This window comes from Streptacidiphilus jeojiense, assembly GCF_000719095.1.
GTDB lineage: Bacteria > Actinomycetota > Actinomycetes > Streptomycetales > Streptomycetaceae > Streptacidiphilus > Streptacidiphilus jeojiensis.
In genome coordinates this window covers 372209-388270 of sequence record NZ_JOEH01000009.1, presented here as the reverse complement: position 1 = coordinate 388270, position 16062 = coordinate 372209, and the positions used below count along the sequence as shown (strand labels likewise).

Genomic DNA, 16062 nt, shown 5'->3' with positions numbered 1-16062 from the left:
GCCGGTCAGAAGCCGCGGGTGCGCTTGGCCGCGCGGCGCACCACTGCGGGCCCGTCGCCCTGGGGGACCTTCAGGAACAGCCGGGCCACCTCGCCGCCCAGGTTCACCCCGACGGCCAGGGCCAGGGCGATGGCCGCCGCCCGGCTGATCGAGACCAGGCCGGCGATCGGCTGGCCCTTGGCGAAGGCCAGCAGGCCCAGGTAGATCACCGAGCCCGGCATCAGCGGTCCGAGCGCGGCGGTGACGTACGGCAGCGAGGAGGCGTAACGGTAGCGCGAGGCCAGCTGGCCGAACAGGCCCACCGTCCCGGAGGCCAGCCCGGTGGCGATGATCGGGGAGAGCCTGCCCTCGACGGTGAGCACCCCGTACACCGCCCAGCCGATGCCGCCGAAGCAGGTGACGAAGGGCAGCACCTGGCGGGAGGTCTGCAGCAGCACCGCGAAGAACAGGGTCAGCGCCATCGCCGCCGGCAGTTGCAGCGCCGGGAAGGCATGGGTGGCGAAGGTCTGCTCGGGGTGCAGCGAGGCACTGACGTTGACGCCGACGTAGAGCACCAGCAGCACGCCCAGGACGATGCCGACGACCAGGTAGAGCACCTCCAGCAGCCGCGCCGCCGCGGTGATGTAGAAGCCGGTGAGGCCGTCGGCGACGGCGGCGACCAGGGCGCGGCCGGGCAGCAGCGCGAACAGGCCACCGGTGATCACCACCGAGCCGCGCAGCCCGGAGTCGCCCAGGGTGAGCACCACGCCCATCCCGGCGGCCGGCATTGCCGCGACCACGAACTGGTAGAACTCCGGCAGACCCTTCCTGGCCACGCCCCAGGCCAGCCGGTCGCCGATGACGGAGGCGACGAAGGCGGCGGCGAACACCAGCCAGGCCTGGGCGTCGCCCCGGCCGCCGACCAGCAGCGTCGCCGAGCCGGCCAGCAGCCCGGTGGCGAGCGACAGCACCCAGCCGGGGTAGGGGTGCCGGTTGCGGCGGATCTCGGCCAGCCTGCGGTAGGCGTCCTCGGTGCTGGCCTGCTCCCCGGTGATGTCGGCGACCAGCCGGTAGACCGCGCCGAGCCGGGTGCAGTCCGAGCCCCGGCGGCGCACCACCCGGGAGGCGGTGACCGGCGGCTCCACCAGCGAGGGCTGGTAGGAGATGGAGATCAGGGTGAAGGTGACCTGCGGCTCGCAGCGGTCCAGGCCGTAGGCGTGGCTGACGCCCAGCATGGCCGCCTCGACGTCCTCGGCGCTCTCGCCGCTGGCCAGCAGCAGTTCGCCGATACGGAGCGTCAGGTCCAGCACCCGAGGGACGTTCGGCCCGACCTCGGCCGGCTCGGGGGTGGTGCTGCGCTCGAAGGCGGGCCGTTCGTACATGGGGGTGCGCAGCAGGGCGCGCATCCGGTCCGGCCAGGGGGCGCCGCCGGGGCCGCCGACACCCAGCTTGGTGAGGGAGATGCCGGAGGGAGGGGTGTAGCCGAGCGCTATCCAGTCCTCGGCCGGGGGCTGCGCCGGGGCGGGAACGGGGCTCTGCTCCAGCGACGAGGGGGTGGTGCCGACCGGTTCGGCGTGCCCGAGCAGTCCGGGGGTAACGGTCCCCCATGTGTCGTCGTCCTGGTCAGGCTTGCTGCCCTCGGGCACCCTCGGCTCCTTGTAGTCGTCTCCGGGCTCAACTGTGCCTGATCAGCGAGGGTGACGCACACCCATATTTGTTACTTTCCTATCTGTATACGGACATACATCATGGCCATGGGCAGCGAACAGCCGATCCCCTTCCCGCCGCCCGAGGAGGGCGGGGCCAACGCGGAGAGCACAGCCACGGTCCTGGTCGCGGGCGCCGCCAACCTCGGCATCGCCGTCGCCAAGGCGGTCGGCGGGGTGATCAGCGGTTCCAGCGCGATGATGTCGGAGGCGGCGCACTCGCTGGCGGACACCGTCACCGAGGTCCTGCTGCTGACCGCGCTGAAACGGAGTGAGAAGCCGGCCGACGACGCCCACCCGCTGGGCTACGGGCGCGAGCGCTACATCTGGGCGATGTTCGCCTCGGTGGCCACCTTCGTCGGCGGCGCGGTGTTCTCGGTCACCGACGGGGTGCACACGCTGACCCACGGCGAGAAGCTGGGCTCGCCCTGGATCTCCTACCTGGTGCTCGCGGTGGCCTTCGCCCTGGAGGGCACCTCGCTGCTGAAGGGGATGCGGCAGTCCCGCGGCGAGGCCGCCCGGCACCGGGTCCGGACGCTGGACTACCTGCGGCACACGCCGGACACCACCGTGAAGGCGGTGGTGCTGGAGGACTCGGCGGCGCTGATCGGGCTGGTACTGGCGGCCGGCGGCCTGCTGGGCGGGCAGCTGACCGGCTCGGGGGTGTGGGACGGGATCTCGTCGCTCTGCATCGGCCTGCTGCTGGCCTGGGTCGCCTTCGTGCTGGGACGCGCCAACGCCACCATGCTGATCGGCCGCTCGATGCCGGCCTTCATGGAGGACGAGGTCGAACAGCTGCTGATGGACCAGCCCGACATCGAGGGCGTACTGGACCTGGTCACCATCCTGCAGGGACCGCACGATGTGATCGTCGCGGCGAAGGTCGACTTCCGGGACGCGGCGACCGCCACCGAGATCGAGACGGCCTGCGAGAACGCGGAGAAGGCGCTGCACGACCGCTTCCCCTCGATCGGCCGGGTCTTCCTGGACCCGACCCCGGGCGGCAGTTGACGCGGCGGCGGCCCAACGAAGGGGACGACCATCGGTCACTGACCCCATTCGGGGGACATGCACCGATCTGGATGGAACTTTATCGACTTGTTGGTGAATGCTGGGCACGCGACGTCAGGACCGACGGCAGGGGCCGGCCAACCCCCCGTCACCATCCACACCATGAACAGGGAGATCGCGTGTCCCGTTTGCGCACCTTCGCGGCGTTCACCGCGCTGGCAGCCTTCATGTGCCTCGGTATCGGCACGGCCGCCGCCGCGAGCAACGCCTCCGGCGCCTCGCAGCAGTCCAACAGCAGCATCGTCAGCAATGACGGCTCTGGCGGCCTCAGCGGCGGCGTCAAGGGCAACGCCGACGCGTCCCAGCAGACCGGCACCGGGGGCGGCGCCGCCAACGCGGCCAACACCGGCGGGGTGGCCGGCAACGCCGGCACGGTGGCCGCGGGCCAGTCCAACAGCAACTGGTCGGCGGTGGACGTCTACTACTAGCTACGTCGGCGCAGTGCGCGCCGCCCGTGCCCGGTACCACCCCGCTCCACCAGCGCCGGAGCGGGTGGGTGAGCGGGCCGGAGAGGGTCACCCGAGGCCGACAGCAGATGGGGCTGTCGGCCTCGTCCCGTCCCCGGAGCTCCTGTCCGGTGGCGCCGCTACGCCTGGTGGCGGACCACCACGAAGGCGTCCAGCGCCGGGTCGTAGTGGTCGTGGTGCTGCACACCCGAGGCCCGGGTCTCGGACCTGGCGCGGTCCCCCGCCAGGCGCGACGGACCGTCCCCCGAGTAGGTGGCCACGACGGTGCCCCCGCCCGGAGGGCAGAGGTGACAGGTCGCCGTCGCGAGGGCCGTGGTGTCGATCATGGTGGTCATGGCGTACTCCCGTTCTCGTGCCGTACGGGACGGTCGTACGGCCTCTCCTGGTTCCCTGCCCGTTAACCGCACAGATAGCCGAAAGAGGAGCGACGAGCCGTCCTGCACGTGCCACGCAGAGTACCCACAGGCACTGACAAAGCAACAGCACCCCTGGTGACAGCCGTCACTGAGCATGCCTCAGCGTGACCAGGCGTCAGCACAGCCCCGCCAGCACCGCCCCGTCAGCACCGCCCCGTCAGCGCACCCGGACCGCGACCACCGCCGAGGTGCGGTCGACCGTGTGGTGGTGCGGCCCGGTCAGCGCGACCAGCTGGGCCCGGAAGCGCAGGATGCCGCGGTGACGGGCCCTCAGCTTCAGCTGGAGCCGGTGGTTCTGCGGGCCGCAGGCCAGCTGCCGCCAGGCGCCCCGGCCGGTCCGCCCGTCGATGCAGATCCGGACGGCGGCGCCGCCGAAGTCGTCGGAGTCCCCCTCGGCCTGCACCCGGACCGTGCCGCCGAGGGCCACGGTGCGGCTGCCGACACCGACGGCCAGGTCGGACTTGGCCGAGGCCGCCGTCGAGCAGACGGCGAGACCCGCGGTCGCGACCGCGGTGGCCACGGCCAGGGTGCCGAGGCGGCGGGAGAGGCTCTGCATGGGACCGTCCTTGAACGAAGCGTTGCGTCCGGCTCCGCAGGGTAGCGACTGGACCCGCCCGCTGTCAGAACGCCACAGCCAGAACGCCGCAGCCAGAACACGCAGCCGCCAGGAGGCCGACGCTCAGGCCGCCACCGCGCGGAACGCCGGCCGCAGCGCCCCGCCGTCCTCGGTGACCTCCAGCCGGACCGGGGCCCCCGGCCACAGCCGGTGCGCCGGGACGGGCACCAGCCGAGCGCTCATCCGGAAGCCCTCGGCCAGCTCCACCACCGCGGTGCCGCCGGCCGCTCCCCCGCCGGTCGGCTCCGCCATGCGGTAGATCCGGCCCCGGCCACTGCTGCGCTCCCAGTCGAACTCGGTGCCGCCGCAGGTCGCGCACAGCAGCCGGAGCTGGGCGGAGCGGTCGGCGCACCAGCGGCAGCGGCAGCGCCGGTAGCGCAGTTCCCCGAGGGCGAGTCCGTCCCGGAAGACCTCGGCGGGGTCGTGTTCGCCGGGGTCGAGCTCGGCGGTCGGCATGGCGGATCACTCCCCGGCACGGGTCGGCAACTCGAACGATCGTTAAATTACGGATGCCGGAGGTTACTGTCCAGTCCCGTGCAGTGATGTGACGGACGCCATCCACCGGGTGCTTTCCGGCCGATCCCGGCTAGGATCTGAACGATCGATCTGTAGCCCCGCCCCCAGCAAGGACACCGCCGATGCGACCCTCCGGACAGGACGCGCTACTGGAGGCCGCCCGGCAGGAGTTCTCCGAGCAGGGCTTCGGCAGCGCCTCGATCCGCGCGATCGCCCAGCGCGCCGGGATGAGCCTCTCGGCGATGTACCACTACTACTCCGGCAAGCAGGAGCTGCTGCACGCCATCCTGGACGAGAGCCTGGACACCTACTTCGCCAGCTGCGCCCGCGCCCTGGCCCAGGTCGGCGAGGAGCCCGCGGACCGGCTGTCCGCCGTGGTGGCGGCCACCACCCGGTTCCGCGCCGAGCACCTGGCCAGGAGCAACATCCTGCTCTCCGAGGAGCGCAGCCTGGCCCCGGAGCGGCTGGCCAGCTACAGCAGCCGGCACGCCGAGGCCACCAACCTGTTCCGGCACGCCATCGACGCGGGAGTGGCGGCGGGGATCTTCCTGACCCCCTACCCGGACGAGTCCCGCAGGGCGGTCATCGCCATGTGCAACGCCGTCGCCCAGTGGTTCCGGCCGGACGGGCCGCTCAGCCTGGACGAACTGGTCGACCGCCATGTGGCGATCGCCCTGACCATCGTGGAGTACCGACCGCAGCGCTCCTGGTCGGCCGGTCGCGGCTGACCGGCGGGGCTGAGGAGGGGACTTTCAGCCTTCTTCGGCGGCCTTGGCGTCCTGGCCGGTCTCCCGGCGCACCTCGTCCATGTCCAGCGCCCTGGCCTGCTTGATCAGGTCCTCCAGCGCGGGGGCGGGAAGCGCGCCCGGCTGCGAGAAGACCACGGTGCGGTCACGGATGATCATCAGCGTGGGGATCGAGCGGATCTCGAACGCCGCGGCCAGCTCCTGCTGGGCCTCGGTGTCGACCTTGGCGAAGACCAGGTCGGGGTTGGCCTCCGACGCCTTGTCGTACACCGGTGCGAACATCCGGCAGGGGCCGCACCAGGACGCCCAGAAGTCGACCAGAACGAAGGGGCTCTGCTCCACGACCTCGTTGAAGTTGTCCTTGGTGAGCTCGAGCGTGCTCATCTGTGCTGCCCTGCTTCCTGCCGTGAGGGGAGTTGGCCGGTCGGCCCTTGGCCTGCTGCCGTCAACAGCAGGCCGGCAGTCACTATTCCAGGCCGATCGCCGCCGCCAGGCCCTCGGGACCGGTGCCGACCTTGCGGTAGACCGAGGCCAGCCGCTGGGCCACCACCGCCTGGCTGATGCCCAGCTCGGCGGCGATCCGCTGGGGCGGGACGCCCCGGGCGGAGCGCTCGGCCACCACCCGCTCCGGCTCGCTGAGCACCCGGGCGGCGATCGCGTGCAGCCGCTCCGAGCTGGCACCGGCCGCGGCCAGCTCGGACCGTGCCCGGATCACCAGCCCGTCCGCCCCGCACTGCGCCGCCAGCTGCACGCCCTGCCCCAGGGCGTCGCCGGCCTCGCGCGGACGTCCGGTCCGGCGCAGTGCCGACCCGTAGTCGACCAGCGCGAGCGCCAGCTCGTAGGCGGCCGGTGACTGCTCCAGGTGCTGCACGGCCTGTCGCAGCAGGCCGACCGCCTGCTGCGGCGGGTTCACCGCGGCGAGCCAGCGCATGGCGCTGCCCACCGCCGAGTTCACGCCGACCCGCATCGCCCGCTTGAGCGCCTCGGCCGCTATCGCCCTGGCCCGCTCCGGCTCCTCCTCGGCGACGGCCACGGCCAGCGGCCCGGCCCACGGCGCCCACAGCCCGTTGTGCCACTCCTTGTCCTCGAGACCGCGGCCGGACTCGGTGAGGATCTCCGCCGCCTCCTTGGCCCGGCCCTGCGCCAGCAGCAGCCTGCCGTACAGCGTGGCCGCGTCCGGGACCACCATGACCGGGGAGAAGGGCGGCTTGAAGGCGTACTCCTCGGCGAGGTCGACCGCCTGGTCGGTCCGGCCGCGCGCCATCAGGGTGTCGCAGAGCAGCGCGACCAGGTCCCACTGCAGCGGGGTGCCCCGGCCGAGCCGGTCGGAGCGCTTCAGGGTCTCCCGGAGGAACTTCTCGGCCTCCTCCAGCCGACCCCAGCGGAACAGCACCAGTCCGCGCATGAAGTTGGCGAAGGCCAGGTGGCCGCCGCTCCAGCCGGCCAGCTCGAACTCCTGGGCGGCCTGGTTGAAGAGGTCCGAGGCCAGGTCGAGGCGGTCGTTGTAGACGAAGGTGAGGCCCAGCAGCACCGGGATCTCGAAGCCCCAGACCTGGTTGGTCCAGTCGATCCCCTCGGCCAGCCGGCCCCGGTCGAAGGCCTGCTCGGCGAGGGCCAGGGCCTCCGCGGAGTCCTCGCCGCGCTGGGTGAGGTCGAAGGCCCGGAGCACCCGCACCGCCCGCGCCCCGGCGTCGGTTCCGGTCAGGCTGTCGGCGAGTTCGGCGAGCATCCGGGAGCGCTCGACCCCGTCCGGCTCCTCGCGCAGGAAGGCCCGCCACATGAAGTACGCGGCCTGCAGCCGGGTGCGGCTCAGTCCGGGATCGGTGCGCCTGCTCTCCGCGGCGGCGGCCTCGGCGGCCTCCTTGACCAGGTTGCTGTGCCCGAGGGCGGAGCTGAGGCGCAGCGTGGCCAGCTCGCGGCGCTGCGCGTTGAGGCCGGGGTTGGCGTCCAGCGACTGCCGCAGGTGGTTGATGGTCACGTCGGGCGCGGTGAGCAGGGTCGAGCAGCCGAGTTCGTAGAGCACGTCGGCGCGGTCCTCGTCGGCCGGGGGCTCGCGCAGGGCGCGTTCCAGGCAGCGCCGGGCCGCGTCCGGGGCGCCGACGGCCAGGTGCTGGTCGGCGGCCTTGCGCAGCAGCCTGACCACCTCCAGGTCGTCCTCCGGCAGCACCTCAAGCAGGTGCCTGGAGGCGGCCGCCTCGGTGCCGCCGGCCAGCAGCACCGCCTTGGCGGCCTGGCCGTGCATGGAGGTGCGGAAGGCGGTCAGCCGCATCGACTGGTAGATGGCGGTGCCGATGGTGGGGTGGCAGAACTCCAGCACCGTGTGCCCGGACACCGAGTGGTGGTCCTCCCGGAGGATCCCCTCCTCGCGCAGCTGCTCGACCGCGGTGCGGGCCGCCGCCGGGGAGACCACCGCGATACTGGCCGCCACATCCGGGTTGATCTCGTTGTCCAGCACCGCCGCGGCCAGCGCGAAGCGGTAGGTGTCGGCAGGCATCCGCTCCAGCGTCTCCACGATGGCGGGCCCGCGTCCGGCGGCCACCAGGTCGCGCAGCTGCGGGATGCTCTCGTCCACCGGGTTGAGCTGACGCTCCTTCATCTTGCTGACGACCAGGCTGAGGTCGTAAGGGTTGCCGCCGGTCAGCTCCCAGCACTGGCGGACGAACAGGTCGTCGTAGTCCTCGGGGCCGAACTCGCTCCTGAGCAGCTCCTCGACGGCGGGCGGGGTGAGGTTGCGCAGCTTCAGCAGATTGCCGCGGCTCGCCGCGTCCGGGATCGCCGCGCCCTCGGGCGGCAGCTCCTCCGGCCGGTAGGCGGCGGCCACCAGCAGCGGCAGGCCGGGGATGCGCGAGGTGAACGAGCTGAGCCAGGCCAGCGACTCCGAGTCGGCCCAGTGCAGGTCGTCCACGATCAGCAGCAACGGACCCTCGCGGACCGCGAGTTGGGTGACCACCCAGTTGAGCGCGTCCTGGACGCCCTGGGGGTCGTTGGACGCACCGGCCGCCGGCACCGCCAGGCCCAGCGCCGGCGCCGCCAGGTCGTAGTTGGACCCGTCCAGCAGCTCCCGGCGACCCTCGGGGGTCCGCTTGGCCAGCACCGGCTGGAGCAGCTGCCTGACGATGTTGAAGGGGACGTTGCGCTGCTGCTCGCCGCCGCGGGAGTAGAGCACCGTGCACTCCGGTTCGCGGGCCGCAGCCTGGCGGAGCCGGGCCAGCAGGCTGGTCTTCCCCTGCCCGGCCGATCCGCTGAAGAGGAGCAGGCTGCCCAGGCCGGTGAGCCCGGATCTGGCCCCTTCGCAGAGGTCCTGCAGAGCCTGCTCGGCCTGCCCTGTAGCCTCGTCGCGCTCGTACAGTTCGCGATCGGTCACCGCTTGTGCTCCGTCCATCGCCGTCTGCTCCGAGGCTATGCCAGTCGGACACCGGCGGGCGAGGACTCGGCAGAACAGACGGGGCTTTCTTGGCCAACTACGGTTGATACTTGAACATATGACCGATCAAAGCCTCACCGGAAAAGATCACATCCGGTAGCGTCACCCGAGCCGACTGCGCCTGACGAAGGGACTGGACGTGGACCTGCAGCTCCCCTTCCCCGAGCGGACCAACCCCCGCAGGGGCACTGCCGCACAGCGCAATCTCGAATGGCTCCGCGCGCACGACATGTTGCGGGGCCCGGAAGCCGCCGCGCTCTACGAGCGCTGGAACATAGCGGGGCTGGCCGCGGCCAGCTTCCCCGACCTGGAACTCGACGACCTGTGCCTCGCCGTGGACCAGTGCGCCTTCTACTTCCTCTTCGACGACCAGTTCGACAGCGACCTCGGGCTCGACCCCGCCGAGGTCGCCAGGGTCTGTGCGCCACTGATCGAACTGGCCCGCACCGGCCCCGGCGAGCAGCCCGCCACCGAGATCCCGGACACCCCGGTGAACTCGGCCTTCGCCGACCTGTGGCGGCGCGGCTGCCAGGGCATGTCGCCGCGGTGGCGGGCCCGCGCCTCGTACCACTGGGAGTGGTACTTCGCGGCCCACCCCAACGAGGCCCTGGGCCGCACCCTCGCGGCCGAGGCCGAGCGGGACGGCGGCGCCGCAGCGATCCCCACCCGGGACGCCTACATGCTGCTGCGGCGTGGCGCGTCCGGGGTGGAGACGGTGCTGGACATGATCGAGCGCTTCCACCGGGAAGTACCGGCCATCGCGTACCACAGCCCGGAGTTGCGCCAGATGCGGCTGCTGGCCGGGGACGCCCCGGCCATCAACAACGACGTCTGGTCCTACGACAAGGAGGCGCCGCGCGGCGACGTCTACAACCTGGTGGTGATCCTGCAGCACGAGCGGCAGTGCGGCCTCCAGGAGGCCCAGGCGGCGGTGCAGGCGCAGGCGCAGTGGATGGTGGACGAGTGGGTCCGGCTCTCCGAGGAACTGCCCCGGGTGTGCCGGCGGCTCGGCCTGGACCGGAGCGAACGGCAGGCGGTCGAGGAGTACCGGGACGGTATGGCCGGGTGGATGCGGGGCTACTTCGACTGGGAGCGGAGCACCGTCCGGTACCGGGCGGAGGGGCGGATGCCGGTTGACCGGCCGAACTTCGTGGAGCGGTTGCTCAGTCGACGGTGGTGAACATGTGCACGTAGCTGCATGGTTGCTGTTCGCGCAGTTCCCCGCGCCCCTAGATAGTGCAACTGAGCCAGTTGCAGCGCCTTAGGGGCGCGGGGAACTGCGCGACAAGCCACCCGCCGAACGGGAGACTCTGGCACCGAGCTCAGCCAGGTACTCCCTCAGCTCATCCGGCTCCTCGACGACGAACTCGCAACCAAGCATGGCCAACCGCACCGCCAGCCACTCCATCGCGTCGGCCCGCGTGTGCACCACGCAGCTGTGCTCGTCGATCGGCTCGACCCGGAGAACGCTGCTGCCGAGCTTCGCCGTGATCTGCTCCGCAGGAGCCTGCAGGGTCACCACCGCCTCGACGGACCGCTGCAGGCCCCTGAGCTTCTGCTGGACGAAGGCCGCCGGGTCGTCCCCCGGCAGCGCCCGCGGCGCGAACCTCGCGCCGGTGAGCTGCGGCTCGCTGATCCGGTCCACCCGGAACATCCGCCAGTCGGCGCGGTCGGCGTCGTAGGCGACCAGGTACCAGCGGCGTCCGGCCGTGACCAGCCGGTGCGGCTCCACCAGCCGGCGGCTCTCGGCCCGGTCCGCGGCCAGATAGCCGAAGCGCAGCTTCTCGTGCCCGGCGGTGCCGGCCGCCAGCACCGTCAGCACCTCGGGGTCGACCGTCGCGCCGGCCCAGCCCGCCAGTGAGACGGTGGCCGCGCTCAGTGACCCCACCCGGTGCCGCAGCCGGGCCGGCAGCACCTGCTGCAGTTTGGCCAGGGCCCGCATCGAGGCCTCCTCGATGCCGTCCACCGGGCTGCCCGCGGCGGCGCGCAGGCCCACCGCGATGGCCACCGCCTCCTCGTCGTCGAGCAGCAGCGGTGGCATCGCCTTTCCGGCCACCAGCCGGTACCCGCCGACCGCGCCCATGGTGGCCTCGACCGGGTAGCCCAGCTCGCGCAGCCGGTCGATGTCGCGGCGGATGGTCCGCGCGCTGACCTGCAGCCGCTCGGCCAGTTCGCTGCCGGGCCACTCGCGCGGGGTCTGCAGCAGGGACAGCAGGGTCAGCAGTCGTGCCGGTGTGTCCGTCATGGGTCCAAGGATGCCCGACAAGGCGGACAGGATCTGACCTACATGCCTCCTAGAGTCGGGGACGTACCGCAGCCGGACCAGTCGAAAGGCAATCTGATGACCGCTCAGGACGACTCAGCAGCAGCTCCGTTGGACCCCCGGAGGTGGCTGGCGCTCGCGGTGGTGCTGACCGCCAGCCTGATGGACATGATGGACGTGACCATCGTCAACATCGCCGTCCCCAGCATCCAGAGGGACACCGGGGCCTCCTTCAGCTCGGTCCAGTGGATCACCGCGGGCTATGCGCTGGCCTTCGCGATCGGCCTGATCACCGGCGGACGGCTGGGTGACATCGTCGGCCGCAAACGGATGTTCCTGGTCGGGATCGGCGGCTTCACCGTCGCCTCGGCGCTGTGCGGCCTGGCCGTGGGCCCGGAGATGCTGGTCTCCACCCGGCTGCTGCAGGGCGCGGCGGCGGCGATGATGGTGCCGCAGGTGCTGGCGATCGTGCACACCACCTTCCCGGCCGAGGAGCGCGGCAAGGTGTTCGGGATGTTCGGGGCGATGATCGGCCTGGGCGCCGTCAGCGGACCGCTGTTCGGCGCGCTGCTGACCCAGTGGAACCTGTTCGGGCTGCAGTGGCGGCCGATCTTCCTGATCAACCTGCCGCTGGGCGTCGCCGGGCTGGTCCTGGGCATCCGCTACATCACCGAGTCCAAGGCCCCGAAGGCGCTGCGGCTGGACCTGGTCGGCGTCGCGCTGGGCAGCCTCGGCCTGCTGATGCTGCTGTACCCGCTGATGCAGGGCCAGCAGTCGGGCTGGCCGCTGTGGGGCTTCGTCTCGATGGCTGCTAGCCTGCCGGTCTTCGCGGTGTTCGTCCGGTACGAGCGGGCCAAGACGGCGCGGGACGGCTCGCCGCTGGTGGAGCTGTCGCTGTTCCGGGTGAAGAGCTTCGCCGCCGGCATCGGCATCCAGCTGGCGCAGGGAGTCTTCTGCGGCATCTTCTTCCTGACCTGGACCCTCTACATGCAGCTCGGCCTCGGCTGGACCCCGCTGCACGCCGGCCTGACCGGGCTGCCGTTCGCCCTGGGCGTCTCCACCGCCGCCGGGCTCTCGGTCCAGCTGCTGGTGCCCCGGTTCGGCCGCAGGGTGCTGCAGGCGGGCGCCCTGGTGATGGCCCTGGGCACGGCGCTCTACGCCTGGGAGGTCGGGCGCTACGGCGGCGGGCTGCACTCCTGGCAGATGATCCTGCCGCTGCTGGTGATGGGTGCGGGCATGGGCCTGATCGTCGCCCCGCTGACCGACGCGGTGCTGTCCGAGGTCCCCAGGGAGCACGCCGGTTCGGCCTCCGGCCTGATCAACACCACCATGCAGCTGGGCGCGGCGCTGGGGATGGGACTGGTCTCGGTCTGCTTCCTGGGCGTGGTCGAGCACGCCGACCGGAGCCGGCACAGCACCGCGCAGATCTTCGGCGGAGCGTTCACCGAGTCGCTGTGGTGGGTCGCCGGCGGACTGCTGCTGGCCTTCGCGCTGATGTTCGGGCTGCCCCGCAGGGCCGTCCAGCACGACGTACCGGTGGCCTCGGGCACGCCCGCCGAGGCGGACGGGGCCGAACTCGCCCTGGTCCGCTGAGCCGACCTGCGGCGTAAGCGAAGGCGCCGTGCCGCCGGGAGTCTCCCGGTGGCACGGCGCCTTCACATTCCCCGGATTCCCTGACTCCAATTTTGCTGCGGGAGCGTCAAGTGGCGGACGTTGCAGGTGTTTTCAGCGGGTAGGGTGGGAGCTGCGTGGTCATACGATATTTTCTTCCGCTCGCCACGAGGAACTGATTGATGTCTGTCCAGATGTCCTCCCGTCCGCCGGATGTCCGCCGCAGGTCGAAGGCATGGTCCTGGCTCGTTCCCCCCCTGGCGGCGGTGCTGGCCGGGGCGGTCTGCGCCTGGGTGACCGCCAGGGCCGGCGCGGCGGACCGGGTCCCCGTCGCCTGCTTCGGCGCCGCCGCGGCCCTGCTCCTGGGCGCCGCCCTGACCCTGGCCCTGCTCCGCTCCCGCAGCTCCGCCGCCCACCGGGCCCGGCTGGAGACGGTGCGGGCCGAGGCCGAGCGCTCCGTCGCCGAGCAGGCCGCGCAGGTCGGCCAGGCCGCGAGCGACGCCCAGGCCGCCCGCCACGACGCCTGGAACGCCGACGCGGAGCGCCAGCGCGCCGCAGCGGCCGAGACCGCGATCCGCGCCGCCCTGGACGCCGAGAAGGCCAGGTCGGCGGCGCTGGAGGCGGAGATCGGCCAACTGGTGGCCCAGGTCGACCAGTTCGTCGGCGAGGCCGAGCAGCTCACCGGCCAGGCCATCCCGCAGGCGGTGAAGCAGCTGCGCGAGGGCGTCTCCATGGAGACCGTGCTCGCCGGCGCCCCCGGCCACCTCGACGAGACGCACCAGCAGGTGCTGCGGACCCTGGTCCAGGAGGTCGGCACCAGCGAGCGCCTGCGCGCCTCCGGCATGGCCGCCTGCGCCAACGCCGCCGGACGGGTCCAGGCGCTGGCCACCAGCATGCTCGCCGACCTGCGCGAGATGGAGAACCGGCACAACGAGGAGGTCCTCGGCGACCTGCTCCGGCTGGACCACGGCACCGCCCAGGCCGGCCGGCTCGCGGACAGCATCGCGGTGCTGACCGGGGCCCGCTCCGGGCGGCGCTGGACCAAGCCGATCGTGATGGAGAGCGTGCTGCGCGGCGCCATGGGCCGGATCAGCGCCTACCAGCGGGTCAGGCTGCACTCGGCGAGCACGGCCGCAGTGGCCGGCTACGCGGCGGAGGGCGTGATGCACGCCCTGGCCGAGCTGATGGACAACGCCACCAGCTTCTCCCCGCCCACCGAGGAGGTGCACGTCTACGTCCAGGAGATGCACTCCGGCGTGGTGGTCACCATCGAGGACGGCGGCCTGGTGATGCCGGCCGCCACCCTGGCCAAGGCCGAGCGGCTGGTCTCGGCGGAACCCCTGGACCTGATGACCCTGGGCGGCACCCGGCTCGGCCTGGCCGTGGTCGGCTGCCTGGCCCGCAAGCACGGCCTCACGGTCTCCTTCCGGCCGTCCTCGCGCGGCGGAACGGGCGTGGTGGTGCTGATCCCGCAGCAGCTGATCATGCGCGGCCCCGGCAACCGGCTCACCACCGCACGCGAGTCCGTCGCCGGCGGGACCTCACGACCGGCCTCGACCCCGGCCCCGGCCCGGGTCGCCACGGCGGCCCCGGCCACCACGTCCGCGCTGCCCGTCCCCGACGACTCCGCGCTGGAACTGCCCAAGCGGCCGCCGGGACGGACCCTCGCCGCGGCCCTGCGCAGCACTCCGGCGGTGGCTCCCACCGCCGCCGAGGACGTTCCCTCCCGCGCCGACGCGGGCGCCCGGTTCGGCGCCTTCCGCACGGCCGCCCGCGGCGGGTCCCAGGACGCCGCCCCCGCAGAGACCGAACCGACCGAGACCGACCGGACCGAAGAGGACACCGAGCGATGAGCACCACCGACCGCAGCCTCGACTGGCTGCTGGAGAACCTGCTGGAGAAGACCCCGGGGACCCGGCACGCCCTGGTGCTCTCGCGCGACGGCCTCAAGCTCTGCCTGTCCTCCGGTCTCACCGTGGACCAGGCCGACCAGCTGGCCGCCATCGCCTCGGGCATCCAGAGCCTGTCCCACGGCGCCTCCATCGAGTTCGGCGACGGCACCGGCGGCGTCCGGCAGTCCATGACCGAGTTCCACGGCGGCATCCTGTTCATCGTCGAGGCCGGCGTCGGCGCGCACCTCGCGGTGGTCGCCGGGGACGACGCCGACCCGGGCGTGGTCGGCCACAACATGAACGAGCTGGTGGAACAGATAGGCGTGCACCTGCGGGCCGAGCCGAGGCAGCACGCATGATCCGCCGTCCGGTCGACAGTGGCGACCCGGACCGTCTCTACACCGTCACCGGCGGCCGGACCAGGGCCGACGAGCAGGCTTTCGACCTGGTCACGCTGATCGTGCGGGAGAGCGGGCCGACGCCCGGAATGCAGTCCGAACTGGTCCGGATCCTGCAGCTGAGCGAACGCCCGGTCGCCGTCGTGGAGTTGGCGTCACTGCTGGACCTTCCCGTCGGGGTGGTGAAGATCCTGCTCTGCGACCTGCTCGACACCGGCCGGATCACCGCCCGCCATCCGCAGTCGTCCGGGCGCGGCAGGCAGCTACCGCCGCCCGAAACCCTGAAGAAGGTGCTCCTTGCCCTCCAGAACCTCTGACCCCGAAGACCCCGCCGCCCCTGCGGCCCCCGCGCTGTCGGGGCGGCCGCTCAGGGACACCGCCAGGGACGGTCTGAAGATCGTCGTCGTGGGCGGCTTCGGCGTGGGCAAGACCACCCTGGTCGGCTCCGTCAGCGAGATCCGCCCGCTGAGCACCGAGGAGGTGATGACCCAGGCCGGCGTCGGCATCGACGACCGCGAGGGGGTGCGCACCAAGACCACCACCACCGTCGCCTTCGACTTCGGCCGGATCACCCTCGACGACGAGATGGTGCTCTACCTCTTCGGCGCCCCAGGTCAGGAGCGGTTCTGGTTCCTCTGGGACCGGCTGTTCGCCGGCACCCTGGGCGCGGTGGTGCTGGTGGACACCCGCAGGCTGGCCGACTCCTGGTACGCCATCGACCGGCTGGAGCACCACGGCCTGCCGTTCGTGGTGGCCCGCAACAACTTCGACGAGCCCACGCACTCGCTGGAGCAGGTGCGCGCCGCCCTGTCGCTCAACCCGGACGTCCCGCTGCTGGACTGCGACGCGCGGAAGCGGGAGTCGAGCCGGGACGTCCTGGTCGCCCTCGTCCGACACCTGCACTCCCTCTCCCACGCCCTGGAGCCGACCCCGTGACGCCATCTCAGGAATCGACAG

At 72.2% G+C, this 16062-nt stretch carries 16 protein-coding genes; 9 read left to right on the top strand and 7 right to left on the bottom strand.

Annotated elements, in window-relative coordinates; all coding sequences use genetic code 11:
• Positions 1 to 5 precede the first annotated feature (5 nt).
• A complete protein-coding gene (locus IF29_RS0114245) occupies positions 6 to 1625 on the bottom strand; it encodes a threonine/serine exporter family protein (RefSeq protein WP_051725291.1) in 1620 nt (539 codons plus the stop codon).
• 108 nt (positions 1626 to 1733) lie between these two features.
• Between IF29_RS0114245 and IF29_RS0114240 the strand changes: the two genes are divergently transcribed.
• Together IF29_RS0114240 and IF29_RS0114235 are read left to right on the top strand one after the other, a co-directional pair.
• Positions 1734 to 2696, top strand: coding sequence for a cation diffusion facilitator family transporter (locus IF29_RS0114240; protein WP_051725325.1), 963 nt, complete (start codon positions 1734 to 1736; stop codon positions 2694 to 2696).
• A 179-nt stretch (positions 2697 to 2875) separates the two neighbouring features.
• Entirely contained in the window at positions 2876 to 3184 is a 309-nt protein-coding gene (locus IF29_RS0114235; protein ID WP_030254008.1) for a hypothetical protein, read from the top strand.
• Between the two features lie 158 nt (positions 3185 to 3342).
• Here the strand turns inward: IF29_RS0114235 and IF29_RS46000 are convergent, their stop codons facing one another.
• The 3 genes from IF29_RS46000 to IF29_RS41935 all read right to left on the bottom strand — a co-directional run bounded on the left by IF29_RS46000 (position 3343) and on the right by IF29_RS41935 (position 4711).
• Positions 3343 to 3558, bottom strand: a complete 216-nt coding sequence (locus IF29_RS46000) for a hypothetical protein (protein WP_030254007.1) — start codon at positions 3556 to 3558, stop codon at positions 3343 to 3345.
• 238 nt (positions 3559 to 3796) lie between these two features.
• A complete protein-coding gene (locus IF29_RS0114225; RefSeq protein WP_037595152.1) occupies positions 3797 to 4195 on the bottom strand; it encodes a hypothetical protein in 399 nt (132 codons plus the stop codon).
• Between the two features lie 123 nt (positions 4196 to 4318).
• A complete protein-coding gene (locus tag IF29_RS41935; protein WP_037595150.1) occupies positions 4319 to 4711 on the bottom strand; it encodes a Zn-ribbon domain-containing OB-fold protein in 393 nt (130 codons plus the stop codon).
• A 182-nt stretch (positions 4712 to 4893) separates the two neighbouring features.
• On the opposite strand from IF29_RS41935, the gene IF29_RS0114215 reads away from it, so the two are divergent.
• A complete protein-coding gene (locus IF29_RS0114215; RefSeq protein WP_030254005.1) occupies positions 4894 to 5499 on the top strand; it encodes a TetR/AcrR family transcriptional regulator in 606 nt (201 codons plus the stop codon).
• Between the two features lie 24 nt (positions 5500 to 5523).
• Here IF29_RS0114215 and trxA read toward each other — a convergent pair whose 3' ends face one another.
• Positions 5524 to 5901 carry a thioredoxin gene (trxA, locus tag IF29_RS0114210; protein WP_030254004.1) on the bottom strand — a complete coding sequence of 126 codons (378 nt, stop codon included), beginning with the start codon at positions 5899 to 5901 and terminating at the stop codon, positions 5524 to 5526.
• An 82-nt stretch (positions 5902 to 5983) separates the two neighbouring features.
• Positions 5984 to 8899, bottom strand: a complete 2916-nt coding sequence (locus IF29_RS0114205; protein WP_084714176.1) for an ATP-binding protein — start codon at positions 8897 to 8899, stop codon at positions 5984 to 5986.
• Between the two features lie 181 nt (positions 8900 to 9080).
• Here IF29_RS0114205 and IF29_RS0114200 point away from each other — a divergent pair, with 181 nt between their 5' ends.
• Positions 9081 to 10121, top strand: coding sequence for a terpene synthase family protein (locus IF29_RS0114200; RefSeq protein WP_030254002.1), 1041 nt, complete (start codon positions 9081 to 9083; stop codon positions 10119 to 10121).
• An 81-nt stretch (positions 10122 to 10202) separates the two neighbouring features.
• Here the strand turns inward: IF29_RS0114200 and IF29_RS0114195 are convergent, their stop codons facing one another.
• Positions 10203 to 11186 carry a helix-turn-helix transcriptional regulator gene (locus IF29_RS0114195; RefSeq protein WP_030254001.1) on the bottom strand — a complete coding sequence of 328 codons (984 nt, stop codon included), beginning with the start codon at positions 11184 to 11186 and terminating at the stop codon, positions 10203 to 10205.
• Between the two features lie 96 nt (positions 11187 to 11282).
• Between IF29_RS0114195 and IF29_RS0114190 the strand changes: the two genes are divergently transcribed.
• The 5 genes from IF29_RS0114190 (at position 11283) to IF29_RS0114170 (ending at position 16041) form a co-directional block, all read left to right on the top strand.
• Positions 11283 to 12797 carry an MFS transporter gene (locus IF29_RS0114190; RefSeq protein WP_030254000.1) on the top strand — a complete coding sequence of 505 codons (1515 nt, stop codon included), beginning with the start codon at positions 11283 to 11285 and terminating at the stop codon, positions 12795 to 12797.
• Positions 12798 to 12997: 200 nt separating this feature from the next.
• Entirely contained in the window at positions 12998 to 14668 is a 1671-nt protein-coding gene (locus IF29_RS41930; RefSeq protein WP_063757495.1) for a sensor histidine kinase, read from the top strand.
• Complete coding sequence (locus IF29_RS0114180) at positions 14665 to 15066, top strand: roadblock/LC7 domain-containing protein (protein WP_030253998.1); 402 nt, start codon at positions 14665 to 14667, stop codon at positions 15064 to 15066. Before IF29_RS41930 ends, IF29_RS0114180 begins: the two co-directional genes overlap by 4 nt.
• Complete coding sequence (locus IF29_RS0114175) at positions 15063 to 15422, top strand: DUF742 domain-containing protein (protein ID WP_030253997.1); 360 nt, start codon at positions 15063 to 15065, stop codon at positions 15420 to 15422. Before IF29_RS0114180 ends, IF29_RS0114175 begins: the two co-directional genes overlap by 4 nt.
• On the top strand, positions 15403 to 16041 hold the full coding sequence (locus tag IF29_RS0114170; protein ID WP_030253995.1) for a GTP-binding protein: 639 nt from the start codon (positions 15403 to 15405) through the stop codon (positions 16039 to 16041). Before IF29_RS0114175 ends, IF29_RS0114170 begins: the two co-directional genes overlap by 20 nt.
• Positions 16042 to 16062 lie beyond the last annotated feature (21 nt).

Coding starts and splice junctions, on each gene's coding strand:
- IF29_RS0114240 (WP_051725325.1), top strand. CDS start 1,734: ATGGGCAGCGAACAGCCGATCCCCTTCCCGCCGCCCGAGGAGGGCGGG.
- IF29_RS46000 (WP_030254007.1), bottom strand. CDS start 3,558: ATGACCACCATGATCGACACCACGGCCCTCGCGACGGCGACCTGTCAC.
- IF29_RS0114225 (WP_037595152.1), bottom strand. CDS start 4,195: ATGCAGAGCCTCTCCCGCCGCCTCGGCACCCTGGCCGTGGCCACCGCG.
- IF29_RS41935 (WP_037595150.1), bottom strand. CDS start 4,711: ATGCCGACCGCCGAGCTCGACCCCGGCGAACACGACCCCGCCGAGGTC.
- IF29_RS0114215 (WP_030254005.1), top strand. CDS start 4,894: ATGCGACCCTCCGGACAGGACGCGCTACTGGAGGCCGCCCGGCAGGAG.
- trxA (WP_030254004.1), bottom strand. CDS start 5,901: ATGAGCACGCTCGAGCTCACCAAGGACAACTTCAACGAGGTCGTGGAG.
- IF29_RS0114205 (WP_084714176.1), bottom strand. CDS start 8,899: ATGGACGGAGCACAAGCGGTGACCGATCGCGAACTGTACGAGCGCGAC.
- IF29_RS0114195 (WP_030254001.1), bottom strand. CDS start 11,186: ATGACGGACACACCGGCACGACTGCTGACCCTGCTGTCCCTGCTGCAG.
- IF29_RS0114190 (WP_030254000.1), top strand. CDS start 11,283: ATGACCGCTCAGGACGACTCAGCAGCAGCTCCGTTGGACCCCCGGAGG.
- IF29_RS41930 (WP_063757495.1), top strand. CDS start 12,998: ATGTCTGTCCAGATGTCCTCCCGTCCGCCGGATGTCCGCCGCAGGTCG.
- IF29_RS0114180 (WP_030253998.1), top strand. CDS start 14,665: ATGAGCACCACCGACCGCAGCCTCGACTGGCTGCTGGAGAACCTGCTG.
- IF29_RS0114175 (WP_030253997.1), top strand. CDS start 15,063: ATGATCCGCCGTCCGGTCGACAGTGGCGACCCGGACCGTCTCTACACC.